General features: G+C 41.0%; 24 protein-coding genes, 1 tRNA gene and 1 pseudogene. 10 read left to right on the top strand and 16 right to left on the bottom strand.

Annotation, left to right across the window (positions count from 1 at the left end; translation table 11 throughout):
* Positions 1–318, top strand: a pseudogene (locus LC605_RS19145) (hypothetical protein); the annotation flags it as partial.
* A gap of 25 nt (positions 319–343) precedes the next feature.
* On the opposite strand, the gene LC605_RS19140 reads toward LC605_RS19145, so the two are convergent.
* The 4 genes from LC605_RS19140 to psbD all read right to left on the bottom strand — a co-directional run bounded on the left by LC605_RS19140 (position 344) and on the right by psbD (position 3885).
* Complete coding sequence (locus tag LC605_RS19140; protein ID WP_229549095.1) at positions 344–988, bottom strand: Uma2 family endonuclease; 645 nt, start codon at positions 986–988, stop codon at positions 344–346.
* A gap of 21 nt (positions 989–1009) precedes the next feature.
* Positions 1010–1195, bottom strand: a complete 186-nt coding sequence (locus tag LC605_RS19135; protein ID WP_190731868.1) for a PCP reductase family protein — start codon at positions 1193–1195, stop codon at positions 1010–1012.
* 259 nt (positions 1196–1454) lie between these two features.
* The gene (psbC, locus tag LC605_RS19130) at positions 1455–2846 is read right to left on the bottom strand and encodes a photosystem II reaction center protein CP43 (RefSeq protein ID WP_229549094.1); all 1392 of its coding nucleotides are present in this window, start codon (positions 2844–2846) and stop codon (positions 1455–1457) included.
* Positions 2830–3885 (bottom strand): photosystem II D2 protein (photosystem q(a) protein), encoded by a 1056-nt coding sequence (gene psbD / locus LC605_RS19125; RefSeq protein WP_012409998.1) that lies wholly within the window; start codon positions 3883–3885, stop codon positions 2830–2832. Before psbD ends, psbC begins: the two co-directional genes overlap by 17 nt.
* Positions 3886–4221: 336 nt before the next feature.
* Here psbD and LC605_RS19120 point away from each other — a divergent pair, with 336 nt between their 5' ends.
* The 5 genes from LC605_RS19120 (at position 4222) to LC605_RS19100 (ending at position 6733) form a co-directional block, all read left to right on the top strand.
* Positions 4222–4494 (top strand): hypothetical protein, encoded by a 273-nt coding sequence (locus LC605_RS19120; RefSeq protein WP_012410874.1) that lies wholly within the window; start codon positions 4222–4224, stop codon positions 4492–4494.
* 13 nt (positions 4495–4507) lie between these two features.
* Positions 4508–5185 carry an ABC transporter ATP-binding protein gene (locus LC605_RS19115; protein WP_229549093.1) on the top strand — a complete coding sequence of 226 codons (678 nt, stop codon included), beginning with the start codon at positions 4508–4510 and terminating at the stop codon, positions 5183–5185.
* A gap of 389 nt (positions 5186–5574) precedes the next feature.
* The gene (locus LC605_RS19110) at positions 5575–6126 is read left to right on the top strand and encodes an NYN domain-containing protein (RefSeq protein ID WP_229549092.1); all 552 of its coding nucleotides are present in this window, start codon (positions 5575–5577) and stop codon (positions 6124–6126) included.
* Positions 6127–6269: 143 nt separating this feature from the next.
* A tRNA-Asn gene (locus LC605_RS19105) sits at positions 6270–6341 on the top strand.
* Between the two features lie 164 nt (positions 6342–6505).
* Positions 6506–6733: a hypothetical protein gene (locus LC605_RS19100; protein ID WP_229549091.1), complete on the top strand. Its 228-nt coding sequence runs from the start codon at positions 6506–6508 to the stop codon at positions 6731–6733.
* Here LC605_RS19100 and LC605_RS19095 read toward each other — a convergent pair.
* Entirely contained in the window at positions 6684–8057 is a 1374-nt protein-coding gene (locus LC605_RS19095; RefSeq protein ID WP_229549097.1) for a transposase, read from the bottom strand. The two genes, LC605_RS19100 and LC605_RS19095, sit on opposite strands and share 50 nt — an antisense overlap.
* 100 nt (positions 8058–8157) lie before the next feature.
* Here LC605_RS19095 and LC605_RS19090 point away from each other — a divergent pair, with 100 nt between their 5' ends.
* The 3 genes from LC605_RS19090 (at position 8158) to LC605_RS19080 (ending at position 9953) form a co-directional block, all read left to right on the top strand.
* Positions 8158–8373 (top strand): hypothetical protein, encoded by a 216-nt coding sequence (locus LC605_RS19090; RefSeq protein WP_229549090.1) that lies wholly within the window; start codon positions 8158–8160, stop codon positions 8371–8373.
* Positions 8374–8628: 255 nt separating this feature from the next.
* Positions 8629–9717 carry an acetylserotonin O-methyltransferase gene (locus LC605_RS19085; RefSeq protein WP_229549089.1) on the top strand — a complete coding sequence of 363 codons (1089 nt, stop codon included), beginning with the start codon at positions 8629–8631 and terminating at the stop codon, positions 9715–9717.
* Positions 9718–9773: 56 nt separating this feature from the next.
* Positions 9774–9953 carry a hypothetical protein gene (locus tag LC605_RS19080; protein WP_229549088.1) on the top strand — a complete coding sequence of 60 codons (180 nt, stop codon included), beginning with the start codon at positions 9774–9776 and terminating at the stop codon, positions 9951–9953.
* 315 nt (positions 9954–10268) lie between these two features.
* Here LC605_RS19080 and LC605_RS19075 read toward each other — a convergent pair whose 3' ends face one another.
* A complete protein-coding gene (locus tag LC605_RS19075) occupies positions 10269–11108 on the bottom strand; it encodes a M56 family metallopeptidase (RefSeq protein ID WP_229549096.1) in 840 nt (279 codons plus the stop codon).
* On the bottom strand, positions 11108–11527 hold the full coding sequence (locus tag LC605_RS19070; RefSeq protein WP_229549087.1) for a BlaI/MecI/CopY family transcriptional regulator: 420 nt from the start codon (positions 11525–11527) through the stop codon (positions 11108–11110). The genes LC605_RS19075 and LC605_RS19070 overlap by 1 nt, the downstream gene beginning before the upstream one ends.
* A 952-nt stretch (positions 11528–12479) precedes the next feature.
* Here LC605_RS19070 and LC605_RS19065 point away from each other — a divergent pair.
* Entirely contained in the window at positions 12480–13220 is a 741-nt protein-coding gene (locus LC605_RS19065; RefSeq protein ID WP_229549086.1) for a 2-phosphosulfolactate phosphatase family protein, read from the top strand.
* A gap of 407 nt (positions 13221–13627) precedes the next feature.
* On the opposite strand, the gene rfbD is transcribed toward LC605_RS19065, so the two are convergent.
* The 9 genes from rfbD to LC605_RS19020 all read right to left on the bottom strand — a co-directional run.
* A complete protein-coding gene (rfbD, locus tag LC605_RS19060) occupies positions 13628–14497 on the bottom strand; it encodes a dTDP-4-dehydrorhamnose reductase (protein ID WP_229549085.1) in 870 nt (289 codons plus the stop codon).
* A 400-nt stretch (positions 14498–14897) separates the two neighbouring features.
* Positions 14898–15443 (bottom strand): dTDP-4-dehydrorhamnose 3,5-epimerase, encoded by a 546-nt coding sequence (rfbC, locus tag LC605_RS19055; protein WP_229549084.1) that lies wholly within the window; start codon positions 15441–15443, stop codon positions 14898–14900.
* Positions 15444–15628: 185 nt separating this feature from the next.
* Positions 15629–16705, bottom strand: a complete 1077-nt coding sequence (locus LC605_RS19050; RefSeq protein WP_229549083.1) for a glucose-1-phosphate thymidylyltransferase — start codon at positions 16703–16705, stop codon at positions 15629–15631.
* Between the two features lie 99 nt (positions 16706–16804).
* Positions 16805–17872, bottom strand: a complete 1068-nt coding sequence (locus LC605_RS19045; protein WP_229549082.1) for a glycosyltransferase family 1 protein — start codon at positions 17870–17872, stop codon at positions 16805–16807.
* 2 nt (positions 17873–17874) lie between these two features.
* On the bottom strand, positions 17875–18762 hold the full coding sequence (locus LC605_RS19040; RefSeq protein ID WP_229549081.1) for a glycosyltransferase family 2 protein: 888 nt from the start codon (positions 18760–18762) through the stop codon (positions 17875–17877).
* Positions 18763–18791: 29 nt separating this feature from the next.
* A complete protein-coding gene (locus LC605_RS19035) occupies positions 18792–19718 on the bottom strand; it encodes a glycosyltransferase family 2 protein (protein WP_229549080.1) in 927 nt (308 codons plus the stop codon).
* 121 nt (positions 19719–19839) lie between these two features.
* Positions 19840–20592: a bifunctional 2-polyprenyl-6-hydroxyphenol methylase/3-demethylubiquinol 3-O-methyltransferase UbiG gene (locus LC605_RS19030; RefSeq protein WP_229549079.1), complete on the bottom strand. Its 753-nt coding sequence runs from the start codon at positions 20590–20592 to the stop codon at positions 19840–19842.
* Positions 20571–24047, bottom strand: coding sequence for a glycosyltransferase (locus tag LC605_RS19025; protein WP_229549078.1), 3477 nt, complete (start codon positions 24045–24047; stop codon positions 20571–20573). The genes LC605_RS19030 and LC605_RS19025 overlap by 22 nt, the downstream gene beginning before the upstream one ends.
* A 34-nt stretch (positions 24048–24081) precedes the next feature.
* A partial coding sequence (locus tag LC605_RS19020; protein ID WP_229549077.1) for an ABC transporter ATP-binding protein occupies positions 24082–25424 on the bottom strand: 1343 nt, incomplete at its 5' end.

Below are 25424 nucleotides of genomic sequence, written 5' to 3'. Positions count from 1 at the left end.
CAGTTGCGTAGTGCTAAGATGGAACACAATACGACAGAAACACTTGATGTTGAACAGTCAACTCCTACCAACAAATACTCGGTAAAAATTGATTCTTTCTGGCAATATAATGAGCCACTAGAGTCATCTTTGGTAGTGATTGTGCCGTCCAGTAGTGAGACAGTATTAGATGTATTAGGAGCAATCCCCCTAGCGAAGGAAGAAGAAAATGCAGCAAATTCAAATTCCAGCGATGTGGTAATGAAGTATTTGAATACAGTTTACACAGACGTAAGCCAGAAATCCGTTTTAGCAGCAATGAATGTGGGAGGAAGTTGAGACTAATTCGTAATTCGTAATTAGGTTAACTGGGTAGTTCACTCTTCCCGCCTTTTCTCACCCATTCCCGAACCGCCTGACGAATTGCCCGTCTGCCATTTGCCCGATTTTGCTCAATCAGTTTCAGCAGATATCGAATTTCTAAAGTAGGAAATACTAAACTGTTCTCTGACTCCACATATTCCCCATCTTGCAGGAGATAAATCTTGAGTTCACCGGAGTCATAACACCAGAGTTCTGGTACTCCTAAGCGGGCATAAATGGGAAAACGATTTAGGGATTTACTGGTAACATCAATTTCCAGTGCCAAATCAGGTGGTGGGTCTTGTCTCAAATCCAGATCGAATCTACCCCTAATTCCAGCTTCATTCTGGAAATAGAAGCAGTTATCAGACTCCACCCCTGCCATTCGGCTTTCTCGCTTCCAAGTAGTCGAACCATAACTTTCATAGTCTAGAGCCAACTCTTCAGCGATGTCTTGAACCGCAACGCCAATGACTTCTTTGTAATATTCGTGTTCAGGTAAAGGTGTCATAATTTCCAAAGTGGTGCGATCGTAAGCTAACCGTGCTGCCCGATGTTCTCCCAAGTCTTTTAGAAGATTTTCAAACTGTTCCCAGCTAATGTCATAAAGCATTACTCGGTCTGCTCGATTTTTGGCGACTGTCATTATTACGACCTCCAGAGTGTTTTACTGTCCAAACTCAAGCCTAGCCTGTTCTACCAAATCAGCTGTTACAATTTCTTGACCTGCTTCACGGGCTAGTTGTTCAATTCTGGCTTTAGCTTGAGAGCGAACAAAAAAGGGAATGTTTTGCAATTTTTCTTTAGCCTCAGATGTCCATCGCAAAGCATCAATAAAATTGGAATCACTCATGGTATTAATTACCTTAGTAAGTAGGTTGGCGCAATTAAAGTTAACTGGCTAAGGCTGTCATTTGTCATTGGTCATTTGTCATTAGTAAAGGTTTTAAGCTTATTTCCGTTTCGTAACATACTTGACTTTTTTTGCACCAATGTACTTAAGTCGTTCAGTTTAATCGATAGATTACTAATTTTCCTACAAAAAAAGCCCTTGCTTTTATGCAAGAGCCTTTAAACGATTTGATCGTCAGTAATGAAATAAACTTTACAACCTAATCTAGGTCGTCCATAAACATCACTGGCTCAGTATCACGGTTAATTCCTTTCTCAAAACCACCAGCCGCAGCCCGTGCGCGACCAGCGTGCCATAAGTGACCAACTAGGAAGAAGAATCCTAGAACGAAGTGAGAAGTTGCCAACCAAGCACGAGGAGATACGTAGTTGAAGGAGTTAATTTCGGTAGCCACACCACCTACAGAGTTCAAAGAACCAAGGGGAGCATGGGTCATGTATTCAGCAGCGCGACGAGCTTGCCAAGGCTGAATATCGTTCTTGATTTTTTCTAGGTCAAGACCATTGGGGCCACGTAGAGGCTCCAACCAAGGGCCGCGGAAATCCCAGAAGCGCATGGTTTCACCACCGAAGATGATTTCACCAGTTGGAGAGCGCATCAGGTATTTACCTAGACCAGTGGGGCCTTGGGCAGAACCAACGTTAGCACCTAAGCGTTGGTCACGAATCAAGAAGGTCAAAGCTTGAGCTTGAGAAGCTTCTGGGCCTGTAGGGCCAAAGAATTCGCTTGGGTAAACGGTGTTGTTAAACCAAACAAAGATTGAGGCAATGAAGCCCATCAGGGAGAGAGCGCCCAAGCTGTAGGAGAGGTAAGCCTCACCAGACCAGATGGATGCGCGGCGTGACCAAGCAAAAGGCTTGGTAAGAATGTGGAAAATACCGCCAGCAATACAGATAAAGGCAATCCAGATGTGACCACCGACCACATCTTCCAAGTTATCGACGCTGACAATCCAGCCTTCGCCACCAAAGGGAGACTTGATTACATAACCGAAGATAACGGCTGGGTTCAATGTTGGATTGGTAATAACACGAACATCACCACCACCTGGTGCCCAGGTGTCATACAAACCACCAAAGAACATTGCCTTCAGCACCAACAGCAGCGCACCGCATCCCAAAATAATCAGGTGGAAGCCGATGATGTTGGTCATCTTGTTCTTGTCTTTCCAGTCGTAACCAAAGAAAGAAGAGTATTCTTCTAAGGTTTCTGGGCCACGAACGGCATGATAGATACCGCCAAAGCCAAGGACGGCTGAGGAAATTAGGTGGAGTACACCGACAACAAAGTAGGGGAAGGTATCGATGACTTCACCACCAACACCAACACCCCAACCCTGAGCGGCGAGGTGAGGTAACAGGATCAAGCCCTGCTCATACATGGGCTTTTCCGGAACGAAGTGAGCGACTTCAAACAAGGTCATCGCTCCAGCCCAGAATACAATCAAACCAGCATGGGCAACGTGGGCACCCAGCAGTTTACCAGATAAGTTGATCAAACGTGCGTTACCAGACCACCAGGCAAACCCAGTGGATTCTTGGTCGCGTCCAGTGCCGCCTAAGATATTTGGTCTATTAGAGAGCGTTACCACGTGGTAATACCTCCTCAGGGAATACAAATTGTTCGTGGGGTTGATCTTGAGGAGCCATCCAAGCGCGGATACCCTCGTTCAGCAAAATGTTTTTGGTATAGAAGGTTTCAAACTCTGGGTCTTCCGCCGCCCGTAATTCTTGGGAGACGAAATCGTAAGCCCGCAGGTTGAGTGCTAAACCGACGATGCCGACGGCGCTCATCCACAAGCCTGTAACTGGCACGAACAACATGAAGAAGTGCAGCCAGCGCTTGTTTGAGAAAGCAATACCGAAAATCTGTGACCAGAAACGGTTTGCTGTCACCATTGAGTAGGTTTCTTCCGACTGGGTGGGATTGAAGGCGCGGAAGGTGTTAGCACCATCACCGTCTTCAAACAAGGTATTTTCCACTGTGGCACCATGAATGGCGCACAATAAAGCACCACCCAATACACCAGCCACACCCATCATGTGGAAGGGGTTGAGTGTCCAGTTGTGGAAGCCTTGTAGGAATAGTAGGAACCGGAAGATCGCAGCTACGCCAAAGCTGGGTGCAAAGAACCACGACGATTGTCCCAAGGGGTACATCAGGAATACGCTGACGAATACCGCAATGGGAGCGGAGAAGGCGAGGGCGTTGTAAGGACGGATACCTACTAGACGGGCAATTTCAAATTGCCGCAACATGAAGCCAATCAAACCGAAAGCTCCGTGTAGGGCGACAAATGGCCACAAACCACCTAATTGGAACCAACGGGTGAGGTCGCCTTGAGCTTCTGGGCCCCACAACAGCAATAAGGAGTGTCCCATGCTGTCGGCGGGGGTGGATACTGCCACTGTCAGGAAGTTAGCGCCTTCTAAGTAGGAAGAAGCTAATCCGTGGGTGTACCAAGAGGTGACGAAGGTGGTACCGGTCAACCAACCGCCTAGTGCTAGGAAGGCGCAGGGGAATAGTAGTATTCCTGACCAACCTACGAATACGAAGCGATCGCGCTTGAGCCAGTCGTCTAAAACGTCAAACCACCCTCTACTGGGGGCGCGTCCAACTGCGATGGTCATTAGAGCAAATCTCCAAATGTTTATAAGTACAGGTTGTATCTGTATTATAGATGGCTATATAAAAAAGTCTCATCCATAAGCAGAAAGTTAACCGGGTTGTTAACCAAGTTTACAATTTTTTACATACCTTTAATCATATTAGGTGTAAATTGCTAATTTTTCTAGGGGTTTTGTAATAAAAATTAATTTTTTATTGATGATGAGGGGGATGAGGGGGATGAGGGAGATGGGGGAGTGAGGGAGAAGAATTAATAACCGATGCCCAATGCCTATTTCCCTAGAATCAGTCAGCTGACGCTAAAATGAGTCCTACAGTTAAAGAAAGATTATTGCTAAATGTTTACCATCGATTTAAGCATCAGAAACACTGCTTTCCCGATCTCAGTGCAACGTAAATCAGCAGAAGATGCTGAGGCTGTCTATCAGCTAATTTTGGCAGCAATCCGTTCTGGGAACCCTGACATTGTAGAACTCAAGTGCGAGGGTAAGACAGAGAAAAAAATTGCTGTCCGCGCTAGTGAAATTTCTGGGGTGCAGATTGTTCAGAAAGATGGTACAACCCCTGGTGGTGGCAGACCACCTGGCTTTTTCGCTGTCGCTGCTGAGTAACCAAGGTTGACAAATGGCTCAAGTGGGCATTGAGGTCAAGGATTTAAATTTCAGTTGGCCTAGTGGAGAGAAAGTGATCAAATCTTGCTCTTTAGAAGTACCCAAGGGTGAGTTTTGGATGCTGTTGGGTACAAATGGCAGTGGGAAATCAACGTTACTTAGACTACTGGCGGGGTTATTAGCTCCTGAATCTGGCGAAATTCGAGTTTTACACCCCGTTGGCTTTGTCTTCCAAAATCCAGATCATCAACTGGTGATGCCAACTGTTGGTGCTGATGTGGCTTTTGGATTGGTGGAAGAAAAATTGCCACCTGCTGCTACTAGAGCCAGGGTTGAGGAGGCGCTAGGGGCGGTGAATTTGCTTACCCTTCTACGACGCCCTATCTATGCACTCTCTGGGGGACAGAAACAGCGAGTCGCGATCGCCGGTGCGATCGCCCGTCGCTGTGAAGTCTTATTATTAGATGAACCCACTGCCTTATTAGATCCAGATAGCCAGTTGGATTTAGTTGCTGGTGTGCGTCGCCTTGTCAAAAGTCGAGGTATTACAGCTCTGTGGGTAACACATCGATTAGACGAGTTAAATTACTGTGACGGCGCTTTCTTACTAGAAAAAGGCTCTCTGGTAGATAGGGGTGAAGCCCAGCGCCTCAAACAACGTCTGATGGAGGTACACAGCGAAGCCTCTTAATTAAGTGCCCAGTGCTGACTGAAGTAAAAAGTACCGTTCACCACTACTTAAAAAGAACTGCGACGCGCCTTTGTTTAAAAGGCGCGTTTTAAGTCAATACAGTTGGGTTAAGCATTTTCTCCTTCTCTCTTCTCTCTGCACCTGGAGTGGTAGCCTGCAGCAAGCCGCAACTCTTGGAGACGCTGCGCGAATGCGTCTACGTAAAAAAAAAGTTTCAGCCCTTTTGTGAACCGTATTGCGTTTTAACTTGGTGGGTCTGTTTTCGATTTGAGTTTGCTGAGGCTGGCGTACTTTTTATTCTGTGTAACATAGTGTTACAGACAAGGCATCAATTACTATAAAACTTATGAATGAATTTTGTTAACTCTAGAAAGTTGTGATTAAAAACCATGCCCCGTTCCTTACTCCAAGCCGTTTTGTTAGTAGACGGCTATAATATAATAGGTGCTTGGCCTTGCCTGAAAAAAACGCGTGATAGCGTTGGACTAGAGGCAGCAAGGGGCGAACTAGTGGAAGCAATGACTGGTTATAGTGCGTTTCAAGGTTATGCAACTCAAATAGTTTTTGATGCTCAATACCAGAACTCTTCTAGTAATAAAGAAATAATTACTGAGCTTTTATCAGTTTATTACACTGACTTTGGGCAGACAGCAGATACTTATATTGAAAAATCTTGTGCTTCTTTTCGCCAGCAAATAGCCCAATCTCTGATTTCTCGTGTGATTGTTGCTACATCAGATCGGGCACAGCAGTTGATGATACAAGGTTATGGGGCTGAATGGTTGTCGGCACAACAACTCTGTGGCGAAGTGGAAACCACTGTATGCCTGATGCGACAAAAGTATCATCCGCGCAAACAATCCAAGAGTCGGTTTTTAGCTAATGCCATTGATGCTAAGGCGCGGCAGCGTCTGGCTGAGTTACGAATGGGATTACAGTAAATATTAGTATTTAAAAGTCTCTGCTTAAGTTCTGGACTCGATATTGGCTGGAAAATTTCTATAATTAAGCCCGATTAAAAAAATATTGGCGAAAGTACTTGCCAAATCCTATTTTTAGCCCTAAGATTATAAATCGTGAGTGGTCCTCAGTAGCTCAGTGGTAGAGCGATCGACTGTTAATCGATTGGTCGCTGGTTCGAATCCAGCCTGGGGAGTTTAGGAATTTTAGATTTTAAATTTTGTTTGGATTCTAGATTATCCATCAGAAGTTTACGGTCGCTTGACTCGACTGTGACGTTTCTGAATCATGGGTATTTTGGTGCTTGTTTTAAACAAGTGCTGGAATTTGAACGCACCCCATCTATAATCAAAGATTTAGATGAGGTGCGTTCAAAGCCTTTTGAAATATCCCGATAAATTCGATAATGGATTTTATGACAATTTGCGATCGCTGATGGATAGCAACGCCTTGATGCTAGTGGTGGCTTCGCGTAAACAACTGGATGTTTATGCTAACGAGCATCGGTTTGTCTCTAGTTTTTTCAATATTGGTCACACTATTTCTTTGAATGCTTACCAAGTCGCTCTAAAATTGGTGCTGCTTTGAGTGTAGTTGACACTCTCAGCCCCTTTAGGGACTGAGATTCTACAGACAGAGGAGAATTCGGAAGCTTCCATTGTCTAACTCTCGCTACGGTCGTCAAGCACCGTCTACCCAGTAAGCCTAAGTCGATGCTTAGATTGCTGGCTACTTTTCGTAAAATATTCGCGCTGCCGTTCAAATCTGCATTCACAATTGAACCATTCGCTGACCGATATAAACCGCGTTCAATTCGCTTTCCAGATGCTTTCCATCCAATAGGTTTCTCACCATATTTGGGTAGGGAGTCTCCATCTAAATAGCTCGATTTGGAAGTGTAGGCTTCTTCGGTTTCAATAAATCTAATGCCGTGCAAATCACACAGTTGTTTTAATCGATCTTTTAGTTTACCTAAAGGCATTTGAACAAACTTCTGATTGTTCACTCTACCCATGTTGGCAGCTTCTTTAAACCCTTCGTTCCATCCAATTACTAGAGTACCAATGCCATATCTAAGGCAGTGGTCAATAATTAACTTTGCTGCTTTGTTAATCCCGTCCCGCATTTGGTGATTCCGTTTTCGGGTTACACGGTCTAACCAGTTGTCTTTGGAGGCTTCTGGCTTCCCTTCTGAGCGTGTTGATACTTTCTTATTCCAGAGTTGATTCATCGCCTTCATCACATGAGCATCAATCAATAAGGAATTACCCAATGTATCAACACAAGCGGCTAAATTATCAGCAGTTCCAAGGTCGATAGATAATGCTTGGTTTATGTTTAGGTCGTGTTTTTGTTTAGCTACAACGTATGACATTTCCAGGTAAAAAGCACCATTCTTGGGTAGAATTGTAAACTCTTTTACCTTTGAGTAGTCAATGTTTGACGGCATTGGTAAGAAAAATTCAGATATTCCAAACCATCGCCTAACTGTCAGCCCCAGAGAAAATCTCAGTTGTCCATTGATAATAAGTGGTCTTTGACCTCCTGAATTAGGATATGCAACTTTGAACAACTTGGAACCCTTGAGATACCCCGGTGCTTTGGGCTTGAAATGTAGTTGACCCTTGATATATAAATCTCTCAATTCTTTGAAAGATTTAAATGCCTCCGTAACTGACATCAAGGTTTGTTGCATTGGCGTAGAAGGCAAAGATTGAGCAACCATTGACTTTGCAACCGATGGTTCAAAGGCTAAGTCAAACTTCCCTGTTAATAACTTATTTGTCTGAAAAAGCGTTTGACGAGCGAAATAAACTCCACTGTTATAAAGTTTGCCTGATTGCTGACAAAGGTATTCTAGGATTGACTTAGTTTCATCGCTGGGATGTAGCAAAACTTGCTGCACTCCCATTGACTTTTTCGCTTTAGACATTGTTTGGATTGGCAATGTTTCAGATATTAGTATATCAATATATAAGATAAATAGCCAGGTGATTCAGCGTAGTAGAAATATGCCATTTCCGAAAAAACACGAATTAGGTTTCACAAGCAAACAACCATTTGATAAAGACCCCGTTTGCTTTAAAGTTTTACCAGGAGTTAAGGACAAACTAAAAGCCGTTCCTGATTGGCAAAAACAGTTAAGAGAGTTTGTTGATAGACTTATTATTGAGGTGAATATTGAAGGCGACTCTCATTCGCTCGTGCCACTTCCCTCTCAGGGCTAAAGCCGCCGAGTTTCCCGCATCCCGCGTATTCCTATGAACAGAATCATGCCCAGCAATGGGGCGACCGTCATCCTTATAAGTTGCAATTGGCTGGTTACTATTTGTGGGAAGCACGTTAACAATGCAAGGCAATCAAGTGAGCGAAACAGCAGTTTGAACAACATCTTGCAGATTTTAAATCCAAGTGGTCGGATATGATTGAGTTGTAGTTGTGTACACGCACAAATCCAGAACTTTGAAAAGAATTTACAGAATATGAGTTCACTCGAACCAAGCATAAGTACTGAAGTCCCTGCATCCGATGTTATGCTTCAGATGATTTCTGGCTTTTGGGTGTCACGGGCAATCCACGCTGCTGCTAAACTTGGTATTGCTGACTACCTCAAGGAACAGCCAAAGACACTAGAGGAACTAGCTGCAATCACTGATACTCACGTGCCATCTTTGTACAGATTACTGCGTGCGCTTGCCAGTGTGGGTATATTTGCTGAAGATGACGATCATCGATTTTTCTTAACACCCTTGGCTGCTACGTTACAAACGGATGTTCCTGGCTCTTTGCGTTTTTTTGCCATTTCCGAACTGGGACAAGTACACTACTTAGGCTGGGATAACCTGCTACATAGCATCAAAACTGGCGAGATTGCGTTTGACCACATCGCTGGAATGAGTGTTTGGGATTATTACCTTAAAAACTCCGAAGCTGGCAACTTGTTTAATTGGGCAATGACAAATCTAACAGCTTCCGTTTTGGAAGCAATTATTTGCAGTTATGACTTCTCAGCATTCAACACCATTGTTGATGTGGGAGGAGGTCAGGGCAGTTTGGTGACTAGCATCCTTAAAGCTTATCCGACTGTTAAAGGCATTATCTTTGATATACCAACGGTGATAGAAGAAGCAAAATCTCGCCTGCAAGCACAAGGTTTTGCAGACCCTTCGGGTTCGCAGTGGCCTGCGGAGGGAAACCCTCCCGCAGCTCTGTCTCACCGATGTACAGTAGTGTCGGGGAACTTTTTTGAGTCAGTAACAGCAGGTGGTGATGCTTACCTTCTCAAGCACATCATTCATGACTGGGATGAGGAAAAAGCGATCGCTATTCTCAAAAACTGTCATCAGGCAATGTCAAAGCATGGTACACTGTTGCTGTTTGAGACAGTAATTCCTCGTGGGAATGTATCTTCTTTTAGCAAGTTGCTTGACCTCAATATGCTAGTTATGACTGGTGGACGCGAACGCACAGAGGAGGAATATCAAGTGCTACTGCAAAAGGCAGGCTTTCAACTTACCCAAGTTATTCCAACCTCGTCACCAATTAGCGTTATTGAGGCGCTAAAAATTTAAAGGATTGGCTGAAAATTTAGCTCACTGCACAAAATGCCCAAGAGATTATCCCTCAAGTGCTTGAGCGAGACGATCAGTATTTTCGGGAATTATGGAAGAGTTTAACAGATAGCGATGTCTACCACGGGCTACGCCCATGCAATTTACTTCGGCGTTTAATCCAAGGGGAAACTCCCACACGGCAAGACAAAGGCGTTGTCCGCAAACTAACGCGAAAAGAAATTTTGACTCAATAAGGCAATGCTTTTCAAGTGCCTTTGGTACAAAAATATATAGAACAGTTGCTAGAAGAAGAATAAGCCGGCGCTACACTAATGTATCGACCTGCAAAAATTAAGTAGAGACGTAGCAGTGCTACGTCTCTACATTTGTTATTAATATCGCTTTTTCAATTCAACTTAAGTAGGTCGGCGCAATTAAAGCTAACTGGCTAAGGCTGTCATTTGTCCTTTGTCACTTGTACTGAGCGAAGTCGAAGTATTGGTCACTAGTAAAGATTTTAAGGCTATTTACGTTTCGTAATATACTTTGATTTTTTCGCGCCAACTTACTTAAGTGTGAAATATCACAGTCAGTAGAGGCAGGAACGCCAACAGAAAGCCATGCCAGGATTGCAATTGAGCTTCTGGGGTTGGTTCTGGTGGTGCTAATAGAGCTTCTACTCTTTGTTCTAAGCGATCTGCACCAGAGGAACCTAATGCAGCACAGCAAATTTCTGATAAGACGGGGCTGCTACTAACTACTAATAAAAGTGATTCCGCTAGCACCAAAGGATCTACCTGTAATGCTGCATAAGCATCGGCACGGAGTTCGCGCAAAGCTAAAAGTTCTTCCCACAAAACCTCTGTATTCGGCAACCATGCAGTGCAGGAACGCACCCAACCCAGCCAAAAAAACCAGAATGTATCCCTATAATAGTGATGCCCTTGCTCATGGGCTAAGACGCTTTCTAAATGATCTGGTGAGAGAGTTTGCACTAATCCTTGGCTAACCACTAGTTCTGGTTGCCAAAAACCAATTTGACCCGCAAACAACGCGCCCGTTTGCAGCAACCTGGCGCGTCGATCGCCAAGATTGACTAGGGGACAGTTACGGGCAGATTCCACGGACTGCCAACCTTGAAAAGCAAGTTTAATGCATGAAATGGCAAAAAATGCCAAGGAAATCAATGCTAGTAAGTAGCTAACTGAGCCTGTATACATTCCGCCCATTTGTCCTTGGGGGCCCATGAACAGTATAGCGATCGCAGTCATGAAAATTAGCAAGGGTGGGAAGAGAAACAAAAATAGCGATCGCCCCCACCGCAAATTCCAACTACCTTGGGGTTGATTACAAGCGGATCTTAACCACCAGGCAACTGCCAAAGCAATCAAAATCATCATCAGATGCATCATTGTTCCTCCCTGGCTTGGCGTGCAGATTCAATGCGTTTAGCGATCGCTGCTATTTGCTCACTAGCTGCTTCATCCAGACTATCGGCAAAAGCAGCAATAACATCGGGATTTCCCACTGCTAGAAATCGCTGTAACTGCTCATGAGCTTTGATGACATCTGATTGCTGCTTACTCAACATTGGTCGCCAATAGAATGCTCGCTCTTTTTTGTCACAGGCTAGCCAACCTTTATCAGTGAGGCGACGTAAAACGGTAGTGACAGAAGTATACGCTAATTCGCGGTTGGGATCAGCCAGAATGCGATCGTGTACATCCTTAACTGTGGCTGAACCAAGTTCCCAGATGATATTTAAAATTTCCGCTTCCAACGGGCCTAAAGATAGTTGTTTAGGGCGGTAGTCGGGTAAGGGTGCCATAGCGATTTTGATAGAGAATGGGGAATGAGTGAATATCTGTCCGTTTGCGCTGTAACTTTTTCGCTTTTTAGAAGGTCTGTTCTTGTCTTAGATTACAAGATAGTGCAGTAAGTCTGAAAGATCAAAGCATAAAAATGCGCTTTTTGAATATTTATTTCGGGATTAGGGACTCTTAAGATTCAGTTAAAAACCGGGGCTATTTCATTCTCATCTAGCGAGTCTAATAGCGAAAGTCGTCTAAAGACGACTGAGAAAAGGTTATAGTCCAATACAGTTCAGTTAAGGCTAAAACTCTGAGTAAAAGTCAGTTTTTTTAACGAACCGAACCGCCAACGCGAGTGCGTCTCGTAAGAGTTGGACGCAAAGAGAAGAAAGAAATGCTTAACCCAAGTGTATTCAATACGGTTCGGTTAGTGATATTTTGCCCTGGAAGATCCCCCCAACCCCCCTTAAGAAGGGGGGCTAAAACCTTTCTCCCCCCTTTTTTAAAGGGGTCGCTATAGGCCAATACAGTTGGGTTAAGCATTTCCTCCTTCTCTCTTCTCTCTTCTCTCTGTGTTCTCTGCGCCTCTGTGGTTCGTAAAAAAAAGAGTTTCAGCCCTTTTGTGAACCGTATTGCGCCATAGGCGGGGAAATCTTAACCGAACCGTATTGCAAGTGTATTGGGTTATAGTCCGTTTTAACGGACTTTAGCTATAAGCCCGGAACTTCAGTTCCGGGTGGTTTATGTCTAGGCTGAAATAGCCCCGGGTTTTAACCCTTCCCCACAGACGCGATTAATCGCGTCTCTACCCACTCCCTACTTTCCACTCGCATTTATATATTCAATGAAATACATTGTGCATTTTGATGGTAAAAAATCCTTGAGAATAAATTGTGATTTATAGTTAGTGACACCAAGTATGTAAAATGTTATTTGCGGCAGTACCATTAAAGCAGGTGTATCCAGCGCGTGAAGCTATTCGTATACCACACTCCGGAATTGACTCCAACGGATAAAGCGCCAGAATGTGCGATCGCAGTTGATGTCTTGCGAGCCACTAGCACAATTGCGACAGTCTTGGCAGCTGGAGGCGAAGCTGTACAAGTATTCAGCGATTTAGATCACTTAATTGAAGTCAGCGAACAATGGCCCCCTGAAAAACGTCTGCGGGCTGGAGAACGCGGCGGCGCGAAAGTAGGTGGGTTTGAGTTGGGAAACTCTCCCCTCGACTGCACACCAGAATTGGTGGAAGGGCGGCGCTTGTTTATCAGCACCACAAATGGTACCCGTGCTTTACAACGGGTACAAGACTCCCCAAGTGTACTAGCAGCAGCCTTAATTAACCGGGCGGCGGTGGTGCAATATCTCCTAAACAAACAACCAGAGACAGTATGGATTGTCGGTTCTGGTTGGGAAGGTAGTTTTTCTTTAGAGGATACAGTTTGTGCTGGTGCGATCGCTCATAGTCTTGTGGAGCAAACCCAGTTGTCACCAGAAGAACTAGCTGGTAATGATGAAGTAATTAGTGCGATCGCTCTTTACTCTCAGTGGCAAGATAACTTATTGGGATTACTTCACCAAGCTAGTCACGGTCAACGATTGTTACGTCTTGACTGTGTAGATGATTTAAAATATTGTTCCCAAACTGATATTTTAGATGTCTTGCCTATACAACATGAAACGGGAGTATTGAAAAGTCAAAATAAATAGGGAATGGGGAGATGAGGGGGATGAGGGGGATGTGGTTCGACTTCGCTCACCAACCGGGGGATGAGGGAGATGAGGAAAATACAGCAGATTGCAACTTGGTGAGGTACAGATTATTGTAAGGGCACAACAATGTTTATACGTGTCAACTTAACGTGAAAGTTATCTCCCGCAAGGAACTTCAGTTCCTTGCTAATAGCTCAAGTCATCTAAAAGATGACTAAATAATCGGAAAAATTTTTAGTCTACTGAAGTAGACTTTAGCTATAAGCCTCTGAAATTTATTTCAGGGCGGGGGTATCAGCCAACAGATAAGAGATTTCTAGCTCAAGTAGACACCAATGAACAATGTTGTGCCCCTACCTGTGTACCTCATTGACCTGAAAAACGCTGTAACTATTTCCTATCCCCTATTCTGCAAGCATTTGTCGGAGTCTTTGTCGCCAATGGGGGGGATAAGTCCCTAGAATTGTCGAAATTTTTCCACAAGCAAGGACGGAATAAGCAGGGCGACGGGCTGGTGTCGGATATTCGGCGGTTGTAATGGGGACAATACGTTCAACTTTCAAAGGGAAGCCTAGCTGTTGTGCTTCTTCAAAAATAGCGACGGCAAAGTCATACCAGCTAGCAACTCCACTATTAGTGTAGTGATAAGTGCCGCTAATTTCTGGGCTTAAGTGGGGAATCATCTGGCCTATGACTGTGGCTATATCTTGCGCCCAAGTCGGGCTACCAATTTGATCAGCGACAACACGAATTTCTTGACGTTCTGCACCTAGTCGCAGCATAGTTTTGACAAAGTTACTTTTGCCAAAAGCTCCATAAACCCAAGCAGTGCGGAGGATGAGGTGATGGGCGCAAGTTTCTTGAATAGCTTTTTCTCCAGCGAGTTTGGTTTGACCATAAACACTTAAGGGATTAGTCACATAGGTTTCTTGATAAGGGCTACACCCATTACCATCGAAAACGTAATCGGTCGAAATATGAATTAGAAAAGCTCCTAATTTTTGGCTTTCTTGGGCAAGAATTAGGGGTGCAGTAACATTAATATCGGTAGCAAGTTCGGCTTCGCTTTCGGCTTTGTCTACAGCAGTGTAGGCGGCGGCGTTAATGATGATTTGCGGTTGCTTGGATCTAATAACGCTGCACAAAGTATCAGGCTGGGTAAGGTCTACTGTTGGGCGTGTTACTGAAATAACATTCCCGTAGGATGAGAGGATTTGTTGCAGTTCCTTACCCACTTGACCATTGCTACCAATCAGCAGAATTGATTTACTCATTTGTCATTTGTCATTTGTCATTTGTCATTTGTCATTTGTCACTTGTACTGAGCGGAGTCGAAGTATTTGTCATTTGTCATTTGTCACTTGTACTGAGCGGAGTCGAAGTATTTGTCATTTGTCCAAGAGAAGCCACGCCCACTCTTTAACGTGGTTTGAATTAGTCCGATGAGAGACAAAGTTTTTTCGCCCACCATAAAAGTAAACTTAGTACAGATGCAGCATAAAATCGTGGCGAATTGAGGGTTGAAATTTAAACGCATAGGCGCTTCGCCTTCCCGCAGGGTAGGAGCGCAAAGGGAAGCGCAAAGGAACGCAAAGAGAATTCGCTACGAATTAGTGAAATGTTGCACTTAGGGTATCACAAGAGATGGGGTATATACCAATGACCAATGACTACTTAATCAAATATTTCAGCACTTTTCAATGGTTTACCAATTTGGTCTTTAGCTGACAAAATCGGTGGCGCACTCAGAGGCCAATCTATAGCTAAATCTGGATCGTTCCATAGAATGGTGCGATCGCCTTGGGGTGCGTAGTAATCTGTAGTTTTGTAGAGAACTTCGGCTATTTCTGAAAGCGCGAGAAAGCCGTGAGCAAAGCCTGGTGGTATCCACAGTAGGCGTTTGTTCTCAGCACTGAGTTCACAACCCACCCACTTACCAAAAGTAGCCGAGCTTTTTCTAATGTCTACGGCTACGTCAAAAATAGTACCGACAACAGCACGGATGAGCTTTCCTTGGGGTTGTCGGATTTGGTAGTGCAGCCCACGCAAGACGTTTTGCTTAGAGTAAGAGTGGTTATCTTGGACAAAGTTGGTAACTATACCAGTCTGTTGGGCAAATTGTTGGTGGTTGTAGGCTTCAAAAAAGAAACCGCGATCGTCTGCAAAGACTTGGGGTTCAAGTTGTATAACTTCGGGGATTTTGGTATGTACAATGCTCATTAAGATTACAAGTAATGTGCCACAGTGTTAATTGTGAGCGTATTTTAATACTTGTATTTTACAGGTATTAGAATAATATTCTGACCAAAAAGAAAAAGGTACTTGGTAAATTTTGACTTTTGACTTTTGACTTTTGACTTCCCCGAAGGGGCTGACGATCCCCTGTCCTATTTTCACTAAGTAAATTACGTTAGTTCAATTTGACAGTCGTCGCCAATCAGAAATCGCAAAGCTTTGGGACGACGGGGTGCAACAGTCAATTGTGCCCTTTGCCCAATCACACTATCAATAATGCGCTGATAAATTCCAGCAATTTTAGCACCTTCTAAAATCACACTGTGTTCTAAATCAGTATCAATGAGTGTGGCATTGTTGGCGATACTAGTATAAGGGCCAATAAAGCAGTTTTCTAAATAACAATTGCTACCAATGACTACTGGCCCCCGAATTGTGCAGTTAATTACTTTCGATTTGTCACCAATTTGGACTCGCCCACTAATCTGACTTTGGACATCCACTTCGCCAAAAACTGATGCTGTCAAATAGGTGTCGAGAATCAATCGGTTAGCTTCTAATAAGTCGTCTTTTTTACCAGTGTCAAGCCACCAACCTTGGAGATTGTAGGCTAAAACTTGCTTTTCCTGATTAATAAGGTATTGAATAGCATCAGTAATTTCTAACTCACCTCTGCTGGAAGGTCGGATATTTGCGATCGCATCATAGATCAGGTGAGAAAAGAAATAAACTCCTACCAATGCCAAATTTGAAGGAGGAACTTTGGGTTTTTCAATTAACTGTAATACTCGTCCTGTTTCATCGACCTCGGCCACACCAAAGGCGCTAGGATTAGGAACTGAACGTAAGAGAATCAAAGCATCTGGCTGTTGTTGGCTAAATTGTTGCAGAAAATAACGTAACTCACCCAATTGAATCAGGTTATCGCCCAAATACATGATAAAGGGAGAATCTCCTAAAAAGGTATGGGCGACTAGGACGGCGTGAGCAAGTCCGGCTGGCTGGTCTTGTACAATGTAGGTGATGTTCGCTCCAAAGGATTCTCCATTTCCGGTTTTCCCTTGGACTTCTTTCCCAGTTTCCGGGCTGATGATGATGCCAATATCAGTAATACCAGCAGCGACCATTTCTTCAATGCCATACCATAAAACAGGTTTATTCGCAACTGGTACGAGTTGTTTTGCTCCACTGTAGGTGAGAGGACGTAAACGTGTGCCTTTACCGCCAGAAAGAATTAGTGCTTTCATAATGATTGAGGATTAATTTACAAGTCATTAGCCAAGATAATCTGAAATCTGGACAAAATCCCAAATCTTTGCATCCAAATTTTGGCGTTAGTTTATCTTTTATAGGTAGCGGGATAACACTTCGACGGTTGCTTTTCCTGTTTTTTCCCAACTGAATTGTTGAGAGTGAGTGATACCTTGGCTAGAAAGGCGCGATCGCAACCCTAAATCAGTTGCAATACCCTGCATCGCCTCTGTAATTTCTCCGGTGTTGTAGGGATTGATCAGAATCGCCGCATCGCCAGCAACTTCTGGTAAGGAGGAGAGATTGGAGGTAATGACGGGGGTACCACAAGCCATTGCTTCCAGGACGGGTAAACCAAAACCTTCCCAGAGACTGGGGAAAACCAGAGCGATCGCCTGATTGATGATTTTTGGCAATTCGCTGTCAGGAATATAGTCTAGGAACTTTACTTGAGTAGTTATACTTAGTTCTGCAACTTGCGCTTTTAATGTTGGGGTATAACGGCGATCGCTTGGCCCTGCTAACCACAGTTCATAGTCTTTGCAGTTAGGTAACGCAGCAAAGGCGGCGATGAGTCGCTGGATGTTTTTGTATGGTTCTTGGCGACCAATGTAGAGAAAGTAGTTGCGGGTAGGTAGATTGAGGGGGTAGAAGTGAGTGCGATCGTGCGCCAGGAGGATGGGAGTAATTTTGTTTGCAGGAATTCCGTAAAAATTGGTGATGTCCTGAGCTGTAGTCTGGGAGATGCAAATAATGTGTTCTGCTTGCTTAAGGACTTGGGGGGTGTAGTAGCGGTGGTAAGGTATGAGTGGTGAAAAGCGTTTGGGAAAGCGCAACGGTATCGTGTCAAAAGACGTGATCACAAAGCGACAGTTGCTATAAAGGGGTGCTTCTGGTAGCGGGGAGAATAAGAGACTAGATTTGAGGTTTTTAGAGATTTCTGGTAGTTGGAATTGTGTCCATATCAGGCGACGTAAATGACCTTTAATACCTTGTTCTGAAGTTTGATTAACAGGAGTTTGATAGGAATTATAGTTAGGAAAAGATTGTGAAGTTAAAAGTGTTGGTTTAAGTGATTTTAAGTGAGGTAAAAGATTAAACGCATAGTTTGTAGTACCTGTGGGTTTAGTGAGTATAAATGAAAGGTTAATTAATAAAGACATAATTATTTATACATAAAAACTAATTTGATAATTTGCAAACTATAAGGATTGGATGTTTTTAACAATTGATATAAAAATTTAAAGAGTAAATATATTTTTAACGTCAATATTTCCCACTTCGGACGGTGTTTATGATAGTAATAAATTTGGCTACGTCTATATTCTACAGACATTTCATTCGATATTTTTTTGACAGAATGTCCTCTTGTATGGATTAGAGATACGTGGGGAGTATATATAATTTTATACCCCTTGCTTCTGACTCTTTTACACAAATCAGACTCTTCAAAATACATGAAGAATTTTTCGTCAAAACCACCTAATAAATTAAACAAATCCGCCCTAATAAAAAATGCTGCTCCCACAACAATATCTACTTCTTTTATATCTTGAAAATCCTGCTCTATCAAATTCAAATTATTTTTACTTTGAGCATTATTATGTATTTTTTTTGCTTTAAATTCTCCTTTAATTCCAATTTCAGGTGAAAAAGAAATTTGGAAACTTCCATCTGGAAAAAGTAATTTAGTACCAATAACGCCTACATCTGAATTTGCAGACATTAACTTTATAAGATGGGGCAAAATATTGTTTGTAAGGATTGTATCAGTATTTAATAATAATAAGAATTCACCTTGAGCTATTTTTGCACCAGCATTATTTCCTGCTCCAAAACCAGCATTTTCTGGTAGTTTAATTAATTTGATATTAGGAAATTTATCATTAAGAATATTTACACTATTATCTTGAGAATTGTTATCGACTAAAATAATTTCACAGTTAACTCTAGGAATAAATTTTTCTAGGGAATTTAAACAATCTGATAAAACATCTGCACCATTATAGTTAACTAATATAATTGATACTGAGTTAATTAATCGTGTGTTCATTCTTACACTCTGTCTGCTCAAAATATCAATTACCAAGTTTTACCAATATTTCCTATCAAGCCCCGATAAGTTCCTAATAAACAAGCCCATATTTTTAATTGTTGATTTTCTAAATCATAGAGCATAATAAAAAAAATTTGAAGTAGCATATATTTTATTCGTCGCATTAAGCTAGTGAAGCGATAGTAACCTTGAGAAAAGCGAGTTTCTAAATAACTATGATTACGACAGATATAGTAATAACGTAAAGCTGAATATTGTTGTATGTAGCGATATTTGTTCATAAATCTTACTTGAATAGGACTACCGAAATTGTGGTGCATAATAGCTTTAGTAACAATCAAGTTATGAAAGCCTTTTTGCCTTAGTCGCAATCCATAGTCAAGGTCAATACCATCAATAAATAAGTCAGCACAAGGAGGAGAAACAGTTTTAGCCGCAGCTAATGAAATTAGAGAACCTGACGTAATGGGTGAGTCACATTCATAAAAATCAACAGTATTATTATGTTTAAGTCCTAGAAAATGATCGTTACAAAAAACTGCACCTTCTACAACCTTACCTGTTCTAGGGTCAGAAGAAGTAGGGGCAATAATACCAATTTCATAATTATCTCGTTGAGACAATTGACGATAAATTCTCAGCAAAATTTCCAGGCAGTTTGCAGTGGGAACACTATCCTGATCAAAAGACCATAAGAAGTCATATTCTTGGTCGATAGCCCATTTGATTGCCCAAGTTAGTCCTGCCGCAATTCCTATATTTTCTGGATGAAATTTGATGAAAATATTTTCTTTATTTGTGAGATGCAATAAAGGCTTTTTTGTGGAGTTATCTAATATCAGCAACTTGTCAACTACATAGGATTGGCAAGCAATAGCATTAAGACAATCCATAACTGCTTTTGGATCTTCATAAGCAGTTATATAACCTGCTATCTTATACTGAGACTTCATTTGCGTAGTACTTATCCAGTAAAGCGATGTATCGGCAAGGCGATTGTGACATATTGAATAAATTGATAATGTAACAGACTACTTTCATGATAAATTGATGTTTCTCTGATTATATCTGGATTCATTCAGAAGATTTTAAAGCGATTAGGAATTCATTATAAGCACCATTATTGTATTGTTTATCAACAATTTTCAAGCCTTCAATGATATCCCCATCGATCAAGTATTTTATTTGAGTGAAAAATTCTTCATCTGTCCAAACATGACAATGAGCATCTGCAAGTCCAGATTCAAAATTATCGCATCCCCACCTATAAAACTCTTTAGGTGATTCTATGCTTTTCTGCCTTAAATCATCAGATGCAGCTTTGGCAAATTCCAAGATATGTTCCAATGAGGGATAGTTACGGTTATTGTAATAATCGTCGAGCAAATGTTCTATTGTTGTTGAAGGTCTTGAGGCATCAAAAGTTATTCTCTTATCTGGACAGGCAATAATAATTAGTCCACCTGGTTTGAGCAAATTATGTAAATCCAAAATATAGCCAATCACATTAGGAATATGCTCAATGACATGACAGAGAACTACAAAATCAAACTTTTTGTCAATTTGAAGGTGAACTTTACTATCTCTTTGGAGAATATATTTGACCGGCATTACTGCTTCACGCGGAAGGTTCCAGAGATCAACTATTTCTTCTGCTGAACGAAAGTCGGCAAACTCACATTTGCCAACCCCTTTGCTAACAGTAGGTAAATCACAAGCTCCTATTTCTAAACCTTCGGAATTTTCTAAATTAACTAATTTCTTTAAAAATTGTAAGCGATTTAACTGATAATCTACTCTAGTAATCATGTTTTGTGCTGACTCCAATTTTTCAAACTCAAATCACTAGCTTCGTTTTTTTTATCTATACTTATTAAATTTTTAGTTTTAAAGCTATATTCCATAAGAATTTCTTCAAATTGAAGACACATATTTTGCAGCTTTAGATGCTGTACTGATTCATACCCAGCTGTAGCAACTTTTTGCCTCATTTGCGCATTATTTACTAGGTTCATTAATGCATTAAAAACAGCTTCTGAATTAGGCTCAGATAACAAACAAGTTCCTTCCTTAACCATTGCTCGCACTGGAGGGACATCCACCTCGATTGTGGCACAACCACAAGCCATTGCTTCAAAAACAACTGTGCTTATATTTGTCATGGAAAAAGATAGATGTATATCAGATGAACGCATTGCTTCTGCTGTTTCACCTTGAGTTAAAACTCCTAAGTTTTCGTAAGGGAATGGAAGTTCTAAAGCTTCCTCCAGTCCATACAACTTGATTTGCACGTCAGAATTATGCCGATATAATTTATTTAATGCTTCTACTCCCAAAGCAAAATTACGCCTGGGGATATGAGGACGAGCAAAAAATAGTATTGAACAGGGTTTATCTGTACTTAAATGACGATATAAACTAGGGTCTTTAGCTAAAAATGCTTCATTCAATGAGAAATCTATATAAGAGTAGCTTATGCGATTTCTTTTACTCAATACTTCCGCCAAGTACTTTCCAATACAAATCATTCCTAGAGGTAAATCATAAGTTGCTTCTGCCTGTTTAAAACAAATATCTTCTGGTTCATAAAAATAAGGTTCATAATCTTGAATAAAATATGCTTTAAACCTTGTATTAATTAACTGATTAACAACCTCAGCTGTCGGCCAATTTGTTGCAATTGCTACATCAGAATCTAAAATATTAGCGTGACCACAATGAATAATAGCCGGACTCTTGCCAAAGTTATCGTCGCAGAATTGTTTAACTTGTTCAGGAGTAAAATCTGTTAGATGAGCAATCGGTTCAACATAAATATCTACATGATGGCCGTGTTCTGCTAAATAATGGGCTAAATAAAAAATTTGCTTATAACCTCCACCTGTTTGAGCAATCGGCGCACGCAAAATAAACGCAATTGCAAGAGGTTTATTGGGTAATAAACTTCCCCCTAATAAATTGCTCCACCCTTTCAAAGTTTCTAAGGCTGCAACTCGCGTCAAATAACGAGAATTTGTATCTTCAAAGGCTTTATGCCCCATTTCCTGTCTCAACTTATGGTTAGTTACCAGTTGATACATTGCATTTTCCCATTCAATTAAATTATTACATAGCAGTCCATTGACTCCATTTTGAATAGCGATCCGAAAAGCACTTGTATCCGAAGCAATTGTTGGGACAGATAAAAGTGCTGCTTCAAAATATTTGAGTTCACTTTTCGCTTCTGTAAAGTCATTATTTTTTTCTAGTGGTGCAAGATTAATATCAACTTTTCGGTACAATGCTGGTAAATCTCTCCAAGGCATATATGGAATACACTCTATTTGTGAGGCAACTTCCTGTAATGCTTCTGGGATATCTAGATGTCCAACTATCATGAGGCGGACATAGGGAAATTTTGTCAGAATGCTTTTCAAAGCTAAAACACATTCTGCAAAATCTTGAACATGGGTTTTAGTACCACTAAAATAGGCAATCCGAAGCATTCCATCATTAGGAACATAACACTTACGAGCTTCGATTGCTCCTTGTTCCATCTCATTACTTATACGATTGCGTAAAATCATTAAGAATTTATTAGGAAAGCTTTCTTTGATTTTTTGCTGGAGTTTGTCGGTACTTACTGTTATGTAGTCACATAAAGACATGGATTTACGATATCGCTTGACTCCATTTTCGTATAGTGTTTTCTCTTGTTCATCCATTTGCGTATAAGCATGAATTTGAGAAAGACAGGATGGGTCAAACACTAAGTCGTCAGTATCAAAAATAACTTTAATACCTAGTTTTTTCGCCTTGAAAACAAACTGTTCAAATTCGTAAGTATGAGGAACTCGATGAGCAATAATTATTTTATATTTAATGAGAAGCTGACTGTATAAAAATACCATTGGTTCATATACATCAACTGTATAGCCAAGGTAGTTTAAAATTTCCGCTTGATGATGACATCGATAACGATAAGCATCTCCTGGACACCCACTAATAAAAGCAAACATTTTTAAACTGTTATCAGGGGATAATTTTTTTTGACTAGAGTTAGAATTTTTCAGAATATCTTCTGTTTTATTAACTATATTTAACACCTTATTATCTGTAAAGATTTCTAAGTCGGAAACCAAATTTAGTAACCCTTTAACTTTGAACCAAGCTGTCCTTAATCTCCAGAATTTACTGGTTTGCATTGCGGTGATTAAAGTCTGAGCATATATTAATTCAGACTTCGATATTTCCAATTCTGCTTGAGTTTTTTGCAGCTGTGATTGAGAATCCTGCAATTTTGCCTGAGTTTTTTGTAAATCTGATTGAGATTTTTGTCCATGATATTTTCGCTCTTCTAATTCTGATTGAGTTTTTTGTAATTGGTATTTCCAATGTTCTATCTCTAATTGAGTTTTTTGCTCTTGAGATTTCCAATGCTCCAGTTCTAATTGGGTTTTTTGTAATTGGGATTTCCAATGCTCCAGTTGCGATTGAGTCTTTTGCTCTTGAGATTTCCAATGCTCCAGTTCTAATTGGGTTTTTTGCAATTGAGACTGATACTGCTCTAACTGAGAATTCAAATCTACTACTTTTGCAGTTAGTTCCTGTACTGTCTTCTCAAGAGTCTCTATTTGTTTATAAGTTTCTAATACAGACTCGCGTAAATCAAGGTTTTCTTTCCGTAGTAGCCACAATATACGTTCATATTCTCTAATTATGCGATGCAAAGGTTCGTGATTACGACGAAAACGTACTGCCCAAGGAGTAATAAATGAAGCATCAAAATCTACATCCCTAATAAATCCCTGTTTGGCAAACTGTTCTGCCCAATATTCAGATGGTTGGACATTAAAATGAGTTGCTTCTTTATAATCAAGCGGGCTGGATGAAAATAAAATATCATCTGTATGTTGACAAAAGTTTTTAATCGCTTGTTCTGCTTGTTGTCGAGTTAAATGTTCTAATACCTCAATGCAGACAATCAAATCATAGCGCCTCGGAAATTCCTCTGTTACCGAGCCGACCGAACAATAGGGTTGAATACTGGGATGTGCATTTTGAATTGCATACTCGGAAATATCTATTCCCCATGTTTCAACATCTTGTTGGCGTAGAGATTCTACTAAAAATCCCATTGCACAACCAGCATCAAGTACAGTTTTAGGGCAGATATTAATTTTAATTTCTTTCGCAATAGTATTAAAAAAGCGCATCCATCCATCATCGCGCTTATAGGGCACGCCACAGCAATGAGTATAGTAGTATTCATTATAAAAAGTACCTAGATCATGCTTATCCATAAAAATTTACTCCTGATTCTGTAAAGATTATATTTTAAGCATTGAGTTTTTTGATATCTACATATCTTTGAGGTGGATGATAAACACCAAAAACTAAACGTTTTGGTTCTAAATCCATTACCCGTAATATAAATGCATTTTCAACCCAATCCATCCAGGGCATTGAGTATTGGTCATAAGCCACAGAACTTGAGATGCTATAAACTCCAGGTTTAATATTTATTGCAAAGCGGAAAGAGTATATAAACTTATCACCCTTAAATATTTCTGGAATTTCTATATTTTCTTGATATGTATTAATTCCAATAATATCTGTACCTAATCTATCTCTAACCAATATACCAATCAGGTATTTGCTTAAATTTGTTAAAAATTCTGCTTCAACATAAACTGTAATCATTTGCTCTAAATATACAAAATCCACCTCCTGATTTTGGTCATTCTCAATCCAAGTGCGGATGATTCTCGCTTGACCATCACCATGACGGAAATGTCTAAATTCTATAGGATTATAAAATTGTGTTTTAGGTGTATTTGTCTCTTCTTGAATAGCTCGATTTTCTCCCTGTGATTCTACTATCTTATTCAAGTTTTCCAAGTCAGCAACTTGTTCTGTTGGGTTCTTCTCCACACAGTTGGCTAAAGCAATATGCTCAAAATTATCATTGGTAATTTTATTTTCCATCTTAGCTATATCTTCTATTTCGTGCAGCTTTTGGATATTAAAGTCTACAGTCATCAAAGCCAAATACCAGCTCACCATATCTACTGCTAAACCATGATTTACAATTTTGCCTTTTTCTATGACTACTGCATAGTCACATAGCCGCTTGATTGCTTCGGAATCGTGGCTAACAAATAGAACAGAAACTCCATTATTGCGTAGCTGATTTATCCGACTCATGCAGCGTTGTTGGAATCGTGCATCTCCAACAGCTAAGGCCTCATCCACAATCAGAATGCTGGGATTAACGTTAATAGCGACTGAAAAAGCTAGTCTGAGATACATACCACTGGAGTAAGTTTTAACTGGCTGATATAAAAAATCTCCGATATCTGCAAAGGCCGCAATGTCATCAAATTTTTCTTCAATTTCCTCTTTGCTTAAGCCTAACAAGCGTCCGTTAAAAAAAACATTTTGTTCACCAGTAAATTCTGGATTGAATCCACTACCAAGTTCTAACAATGCTGAAAGTCGTCCATGAACTTTAACTTCTCCTGTTGTAGGTGTTAATGTCCCGGCAATTATTTGTAATAATGTACTTTTTCCGGAGCCGTTTTGTCCTAAAATCCCTACTGTTTGTCCTTTGATAATTTCTAAATTAATATTTTGCAATGCCCAAAATTCATTGGATATATTTTTTATATCAGCCAGTT

It is taken from the genome of Nostoc sp. CHAB 5836 (assembly GCF_020829445.1).
In the GTDB taxonomy this organism is placed as follows: Bacteria; Cyanobacteriota; Cyanobacteriia; order Cyanobacteriales; family Nostocaceae; genus Nostoc.
The sequence above is the reverse complement of the archived record's forward strand: the minus strand, read 5'-3'. Positions and strand labels throughout refer to the sequence as shown.

Excerpts from the sequence above, each read along its gene's own strand:
- LC605_RS19120 (WP_012410874.1), top strand. The coding sequence starts at position 4,222 with ATGTTTACCATCGATTTAAGCATCAGAAACACTGCTTTCCCGATCTCA.
- LC605_RS19045 (WP_229549082.1), bottom strand. The coding sequence starts at position 17,872 with ATGTCTTTATTAATTAACCTTTCATTTATACTCACTAAACCCACAGGT.
- LC605_RS19075 (WP_229549096.1), bottom strand. The coding sequence starts at position 11,108 with ATGCATCTGATGATGATTTTGATTGCTTTGGCAGTTGCCTGGTGGTTA.
- LC605_RS19135 (WP_190731868.1), bottom strand. The coding sequence starts at position 1,195 with ATGAGTGATTCCAATTTTATTGATGCTTTGCGATGGACATCTGAGGCT.
- rfbC (WP_229549084.1), bottom strand. The coding sequence starts at position 15,443 with ATGAGCATTGTACATACCAAAATCCCCGAAGTTATACAACTTGAACCC.
- psbD (WP_012409998.1), bottom strand. The coding sequence starts at position 3,885 with ATGACCATCGCAGTTGGACGCGCCCCCAGTAGAGGGTGGTTTGACGTT.
- LC605_RS19090 (WP_229549090.1), top strand. The coding sequence starts at position 8,158 with ATGCCATTTCCGAAAAAACACGAATTAGGTTTCACAAGCAAACAACCA.
- LC605_RS19110 (WP_229549092.1), top strand. The coding sequence starts at position 5,575 with ATGCCCCGTTCCTTACTCCAAGCCGTTTTGTTAGTAGACGGCTATAAT.
- rfbD (WP_229549085.1), bottom strand. The coding sequence starts at position 14,497 with ATGAGTAAATCAATTCTGCTGATTGGTAGCAATGGTCAAGTGGGTAAG.
- LC605_RS19100 (WP_229549091.1), top strand. The coding sequence starts at position 6,506 with ATGAGGTGCGTTCAAAGCCTTTTGAAATATCCCGATAAATTCGATAAT.
- LC605_RS19095 (WP_229549097.1), bottom strand. The coding sequence starts at position 8,057 with ATGGGAGTGCAGCAAGTTTTGCTACATCCCAGCGATGAAACTAAGTCA.
- LC605_RS19070 (WP_229549087.1), bottom strand. The coding sequence starts at position 11,527 with ATGGCACCCTTACCCGACTACCGCCCTAAACAACTATCTTTAGGCCCG.
- LC605_RS19050 (WP_229549083.1), bottom strand. The coding sequence starts at position 16,705 with ATGAAAGCACTAATTCTTTCTGGCGGTAAAGGCACACGTTTACGTCCT.
- LC605_RS19040 (WP_229549081.1), bottom strand. The coding sequence starts at position 18,762 with ATGAACACACGATTAATTAACTCAGTATCAATTATATTAGTTAACTAT.
- LC605_RS19025 (WP_229549078.1), bottom strand. The coding sequence starts at position 24,047 with ATGGATAAGCATGATCTAGGTACTTTTTATAATGAATACTACTATACT.
- LC605_RS19035 (WP_229549080.1), bottom strand. The coding sequence starts at position 19,718 with ATGAAGTCTCAGTATAAGATAGCAGGTTATATAACTGCTTATGAAGAT.
- LC605_RS19140 (WP_229549095.1), bottom strand. The coding sequence starts at position 988 with ATGACAGTCGCCAAAAATCGAGCAGACCGAGTAATGCTTTATGACATT.
- LC605_RS19085 (WP_229549089.1), top strand. The coding sequence starts at position 8,629 with ATGAGTTCACTCGAACCAAGCATAAGTACTGAAGTCCCTGCATCCGAT.
- LC605_RS19115 (WP_229549093.1), top strand. The coding sequence starts at position 4,508 with ATGGCTCAAGTGGGCATTGAGGTCAAGGATTTAAATTTCAGTTGGCCT.